Annotated in this window: 6 protein-coding genes; 4 read left to right on the top strand and 2 right to left on the bottom strand. The window is 70.7% G+C overall.

Features of this window, described 5'->3' with window-relative positions; translation table 11 throughout:
- From ACIQRL_RS15585 to ACIQRL_RS15570, 4 genes are all read left to right on the top strand, one after another.
- A partial coding sequence (locus ACIQRL_RS15585; RefSeq protein WP_401331727.1) for an ATP-binding protein occupies positions 1-1963 on the top strand: 1963 nt, incomplete at its 5' end.
- The gene (locus ACIQRL_RS15580) at positions 1960-2643 is read left to right on the top strand and encodes a response regulator (RefSeq protein ID WP_401331726.1); all 684 of its coding nucleotides are present in this window, start codon (positions 1960-1962) and stop codon (positions 2641-2643) included. The genes ACIQRL_RS15585 and ACIQRL_RS15580, both read left to right, overlap by 4 nt.
- Before the next feature lie 264 nt (positions 2644-2907).
- Positions 2908-3306 carry an OB-fold nucleic acid binding domain-containing protein gene (locus tag ACIQRL_RS15575; protein WP_261707694.1) on the top strand — a complete coding sequence of 133 codons (399 nt, stop codon included), beginning with the start codon at positions 2908-2910 and terminating at the stop codon, positions 3304-3306.
- Positions 3307-3309: 3 nt separating this feature from the next.
- Complete coding sequence (locus ACIQRL_RS15570; protein ID WP_401331725.1) at positions 3310-4077, top strand: DUF3159 domain-containing protein; 768 nt, start codon at positions 3310-3312, stop codon at positions 4075-4077.
- A gap of 185 nt (positions 4078-4262) precedes the next feature.
- Here ACIQRL_RS15570 and ACIQRL_RS15565 read toward each other — a convergent pair whose 3' ends face one another.
- Both ACIQRL_RS15565 and ACIQRL_RS15560 read right to left on the bottom strand, forming a co-directional pair.
- Positions 4263-4943, bottom strand: coding sequence for a TrkA family potassium uptake protein (locus ACIQRL_RS15565; RefSeq protein ID WP_261707696.1), 681 nt, complete (start codon positions 4941-4943; stop codon positions 4263-4265).
- Positions 4943-5614 carry a potassium channel family protein gene (locus ACIQRL_RS15560; protein WP_401331724.1) on the bottom strand — a complete coding sequence of 224 codons (672 nt, stop codon included), beginning with the start codon at positions 5612-5614 and terminating at the stop codon, positions 4943-4945. The genes ACIQRL_RS15565 and ACIQRL_RS15560 overlap by 1 nt, the downstream gene beginning before the upstream one ends.
- Positions 5615-6000: the final 386 nt, after the last annotated feature.

The following is a 6000-nucleotide window of genomic DNA, read 5'->3' as shown; positions in this document are numbered from 1 at the left end:
CAATCTCACGGCCCTGCGCGAGCTCGCGCTGCTGTGGGTCGCCGACCGGGTCGACGAATACCTGACCGAGTACCGCAGCGAGCACCGGGTCTCCAAGATCTGGGGTTCCCGGGAGCGGATCGTCGTCGGACTGACCGGCGGTCCGGAGGGCCGCACGCTGATCCGCCGGGCCGCGCGGCTCGCCGAGAAGGGCGCGGGCGGCGAGGTCATGGCCGTCTACATCGCCCGCAGCGACGGGCTCACCTCCGCCTCGCCGAAGGAACTGGCCGTCCAGCGCACCCTGGTCGAGGACCTCGGCGGCACCTTCCACCACGTGGTCGGCGACGACATACCCGCCTCCCTGCTGGACTTCGCGCGCGGGGTCAACGCCACCCAGATCGTGCTCGGCTCGTCCCGCCGCAAGACCTGGCAGTACGTCTTCGGGCCGGGCGTCGGAGCCACGGTCGCCCGGGAGTCAGGACCCGACCTGGACGTCCACATCGTCACGCACGAAGAGGTCGCCAAGGGGCGCGGTCTGCCGGTGGCGCGCGGGGCACGGCTCGGACGCTCCCGGATCATCTGGGGCTGGGTGATCGGGGTGGGCGGCCCCGTGGTCATGGCGCTGCTGCTGAACACCATCGACCTCGGCCTCGCCAACGACATGCTGTTGTTCCTGGCGGTGACGGTCGCGGCCGCCCTGCTCGGCGGTCTCCTCCCGGCCCTCGCCTCGGCGGCCTTCGGCTCGCTGCTGCTGAACTACTTCTACACACCGCCCCTGCACCGGCTGACCATCGCCGACCCGAAGAACATCGTCGCCATCGTGATCTTCGTGGGCGTCGCGGTCTCGGTGGCGTCGGTGGTGGACCTGGCGGCCCGCCGCACCCACCAGGCGGCACGGCTGCGCGCCGAATCCGAGATCCTCTCCTTCCTCGCGGGCAGCGTGCTGCGCGGCGAGACCAGCCTGGAGGCCCTGCTGGAGCGGGTCAGGGAGACCTTCGGCATGGAGTCGGTCGCGCTCCTGGAGCGGGCCGGCGACGTCGCTCCGTGGACGTGCGCGGGCAGTGTGGGACCGGCGCCCTCGGCCCGCCCCGAGGACGCCGACGTGGACATGCCGGTCGGCGACCACATGGCGCTCGCCCTGTCCGGACGCGTGCTGCCCGCCTCCGACCGCCGGGTGCTGGCCGCCTTCGCCGCGCAGGCCGCGGTGGTGCTGGACCGCCAGCGCCTCCAGCACGAGGCCGACCAGGCCAAGGAACTGGCCGAGGGCAATCGCATCCGCACCGCCCTGCTGGCCGCCGTGAGCCACGACCTGCGCACCCCGCTCGCCGGGATCAAGGCCGCGGTGTCGTCCCTGCGCTCCGACGACGTGGCCTGGTCGGAGGAGGACCGGGCCGAACTCCTCGAAGGCATCGAGGACGGCGCCGACCGCCTCGACCACCTGGTGGGCAACCTGCTCGACATGTCCCGGCTCCAGACCGGGACGGTCACCCCGTTGATCCGGGAGATCGACCTCGACGAGGTCGTCCCGATGGCGCTCGGCGGTGTTCCCGAGGACAGCGTGGAGCTGGAGATCCCGGAGAGCCTGCCGATGGTCGCCGTCGACGCCGGGCTCCTTGAGCGCGCCGTCGCCAACCTCGTCGAGAACGCCGTCAAGTACAGCCACGTCGACGAACGGGTCCTGGTCGCCGCGAGCGCGATCGCCGACCGCGTGGAGGTACGCGTGGTGGACCGCGGCCCCGGCGTCCCTGACGAGGCAAAGGACCGTATATTCGCGCCCTTCCAGCGCTACGGAGACGCCCCGCGCGGCACCGGAGTGGGCCTCGGCCTCGCGGTCGCCCGCGGCTTCGCCGAGGCGATGGGCGGCACCCTCAACGCCGAGGACACCCCCGGCGGCGGACTCACCATGGTGCTCACGGTGCGGGCGGTGGACCGCCGGCCCGACCTGGCCGCCCGATCAGAAGTCGCAGAAAGGCAGGCCTCATGACCCGGGTCCTCGTGGTCGACGACGAGCCCCAGATCACCCGAGCCCTCGTGATCAATCTGAGGGCGCGCAAGTACGAGGTCGACGCGGCCCCCGACGGAGCCACCGCGCTCCAGCTCGCCGCCGCCCGCCACCCCGACGTCGTCGTGCTCGACCTCGGCCTGCCCGACATGGACGGCGTCGAGGTGATCAAGGGGCTGCGCGGCTGGACCCGGGTGCCGATCTTGGTGCTGTCCGCCCGGCACTCCTCCGACGAGAAGGTCGAGGCGCTCGACGCGGGCGCCGACGACTACGTCACCAAGCCGTTCGGCATGGACGAGCTGCTCGCCCGGCTGCGCGCCGCCGTCCGTCGAGCGGAGCCCACCGGGGGCGAGGAGGACGACGTGATCGTGGAGACCGAGGGATTCACCGTCGACCTGGCGGCGAAGAAGGTGCACCGCGACGGGCGGGACGTCCGCCTCACCCCCACGGAGTGGCACCTGCTGGAGGTCCTGGTCCGCAACACGGGCCGCCTGGTCAGCCAGAAGCAGCTGCTCCAGGAGGTCTGGGGGCCGTCGTACGGGACGGAGACGAACTACCTGCGGGTCTACATGGCCCAGCTCCGCCGCAAACTGGAGGCGGACCCCTCGCACCCGAAGCACTTCATCACCGAGCCGGGGATGGGGTACCGGTTCGAGCGATGACGCGATCTCGACGCCGTGGCGACGCGGTCTCCCGTCCGGGCCGCGGCACCGAAGCGTCCCGGACACCGATCCGGGTGACGCCCGGACACCTATCCGGGTGACGCTCCGACACCGATTCGGGTGACGACGTACGCACCGGTGTGAGTGATGGCGCTCGCGTCGGTTCGAGGGGGTGCGGCCTCCGGATCGTGTGAGGTCCGTGCCCGGTTCGGGTGACGGCGCCGCGGGTACGTAGCTGTCAGCGCCCCCCGGTACGCTTTCGGTATGAGTGCTGTTCCTCGTTCCGAAAAGCCGGCGGGCCGCTTCCGGCGCATGATGGACCGGCTCTCCTCGTCCCAGGAGGACCTGGAGTCCGAGGAGCTGCGGGAGGACGCCGCGACCGCGGGCTGCACCCGTATCGGTGACTGCCACGACCGGCAGATCGTCACGGTTACTGGTACCTTGCGCACGGTCACTCTGCGGCCGAGGGCAGGTGTTCCGGCCCTGGAGGCCGAGCTGTTCGACGGCTCGGCCGCCCTGGACGTGGTCTGGCTCGGCCGCCGTTCCATCGTCGGCATCGAGCCCGGACGCAAGCTGATCGCCTCCGGCCGTATCTCGATGAGCCGGGGCCGTAGGGTGTTGTTCAATCCGAAGTACGAACTCAGACCCCTCGGACGGGAGTAGCCGGTGACGTCGCTCGACAAGCCGACCGAAGACGCCCAGGACGCCCAGCAGGATGCGCGGGCGGTGACCGAGGCCGCACTCTTCGAGGCGTTCGGCGGCGTGCGGGGCATGGTCGAAACGGTGGTGCCGGGCCTGCTCTTCGTCACCATCTTCACGATCAACAAGGACCTGCACTGGTCGGCCATCGCCGCCCTCGCCGTGTCCCTGCTGCTCGTCGTGGTCCGCCTGGTACGGCGCGACACCGTGAAGCACGCCTTCAGCGGTGTCTTCGGCGTCGCCTTCGGTGTGGTCTTCGCGATGATGACGGGCAACGCGAAGGACTTCTACCTTCCGGGCATGCTCTACACGCTCGGGCTCGCCGTCGCCTACATCGTGACGACCCTCGCGGGTGTCCCGCTGATCGGCCTGATCCTCGGCCCGGTCTTCAAGGAGAACCTCTCCTGGCGCACCCGCAACCCCGGCCGGAAGAAGGCGTACGCGAAGGCCAGTTGGGCCTGGGGCCTGATCCTGCTCGCCAAGTGCGCCGTGCTCTTCCCGCTCTACTGGTGGGGCGACACCACCCAGTTCGGCTGGGTCCTCATCGCTCTGAAGATCCCGCCGTTCCTGCTCGCCGTCTGGCTCACCTGGGTCTTCCTGGCCAAGGCGCCGCCGCCCATCGACGTGTTCGCCGAGATGGAGGCCGAGGAGCAGGCGGAGAAGGAGCGCAAGGCCGCCCTCGCGAAGGAGCGCGGCGACGCCCCGGCCCCGGCCCGGCACCGCCGCGAGGCGTAGGCCCAGCACGACTGGCACGACTGGCACGACTGGCACGACTGGCACGACTGAGCACGACGGCGGTACGACGAAGGGGGCGCCCGGAGAATCTCCGGGCGCCCCCTTCGTCGTACCGCCGCGCGAGACGCCTTCCCGCCGCGAGACGCCTTCCCGTCGCCGGGACGTCGTACCGCCGACGGGAACCGCTAGCTCGTCGCGTTCGTGTCGCGGCGCACCGACAGCAGGTCCTCCAGCTGCTCCTCACGGGCCTGGGCGGCCACGAAGAGGAGCTCGTCGCCCGCCTCCAGGGAGTCCTCCCGCGAGGGGGTCAGGACGCGGGTACCGCGGATGATGGTCACCAGCGACGTGTCCTCCGGCCACGCGACATCGCCCACGGTCGTGCCGGCCAGGGCGGACTCCGGCGGCAGCGTCAGCTCGACGAGGTTGGCGTCGCCGTGGCTGAAGCGGAGCAGCCGCACCAGGTCTCCGACGCTGACGGCCTCCTCGACGAGGGCCGACATCAGGCGCGGGGTGGAGACGGCGACGTCCACGCCCCAGGACTCGTTGAACAGCCACTCGTTCTTCGGGTTGTTCACCCGGGCGACGACCCGCGGGACCCCGTACTCGGTCTTCGCGAGCAGCGAGACCACGAGGTTGACCTTGTCGTCCCCCGTGGCCGCGATGACCACGTTGCAGCGCTGCAGCGCCGCCTCGTCCAGGGAGGTGATCTCGCAGGCGTCGGCGAGCAGCCACTCCGCCTGGGGCACGCGCTCGACCGAGATGGCGGTCGGCGCCTTGTCGATCAGCAGGATCTCGTGACCGTTCTCCAGCAGTTCGCCCGCGATCGAGCGGCCCACGGCACCGGCACCGGCAATGGCGACTCTCATCAGTGACCCGCCTCCTCTTCAGGGCCCTTGGCGAACGACGCCTCGACCTTTTCCACCTCGTCGGTGCGCATCATCACGTGGACCAGGTCGCCCTCCTGCAGCACCGTCTGCGAGGTGGGCAGGACCGCCTCACCCAGCCGGGTGAGGAAGGCGACGCGCACGCCCGTCTCGTCCTGGAGGCGGCTGATCTTGTGGCCCACCCACGTGGCGGAGGCGTGCACCTCGGCGAGCTGCACACCTCCCGTGGGGTCGCGCCACAGCGGCTCGGCGCCCGAGGGCAGCAGCCGGCGGAGCATCTGGTCGGCCGTCCAGCGGACGGTGGCGACGGTCGGAATGCCGAGGCGCTGGTAGACCTCGGCGCGGCGCGGGTCGTAGATACGGGCGGCCACGTTCTCGATGCCGAACATCTCGCGGGCCACCCGGGCGGCGATGATGTTCGAGTTGTCACCGCTGGAGACCGCCGCGAACGCGCCGGCCTCCTCGATGCCCGCCTCGCGCAGGGTGTCCTGGTCGAAGCCGACTCCGGTGACACGACGGCCGCCGAACCCGGAGCCCAGCCGCCGGAAGGCGGTGGGGTCCTGGTCGATCACGGCGACCGTGTGCCCCTGTTGCTCCAGGTTCTGGGCAAGAGCGGAACCCACTCTTCCGCAGCCCATGATGACGATGTGCACGACCGTCCTTCCGCATGTGAATGGTTACGGCTCAGGCTAAACAGGGTCTCAGACCGCCGCCCAAGCTACACACGCACGGTCGGCCGGGGGCACCCTTGCGCAGGTTCGCCTGCGGTTTTTCGCGGAACGGCCCGGGAGCGGCGGTGAACCCGGGGGTTCACCGCCGTGTGATGCTGCGAACACTCGCGAGAGTCAGGATTCCGAGGCCGATCAGTCCGACGGTGGCGCCGATGAGCTCCGCGGACAGGTGCATGGGTCCTCCAGGGCGGTCGGGAGCGGGGTTTTGTCATATAGACACGTGGATCTTCGGGGCCACGGAATCCGCAGCCGGAGCCCGCCCCGTTTTCACCCGGAGAGCAGATGATGTGCCGATGAGGTACGGCGGG

Origin of the sequence: Streptomyces sp. NPDC091209, from assembly GCF_044757755.1 — a bacterium.
Lineage (GTDB): Bacteria > Actinomycetota > Actinomycetes > Streptomycetales > Streptomycetaceae > Streptomyces.
Note: the sequence above shows the minus strand (reverse complement) of the source record. Positions and strands in the feature narration are given on the sequence as shown.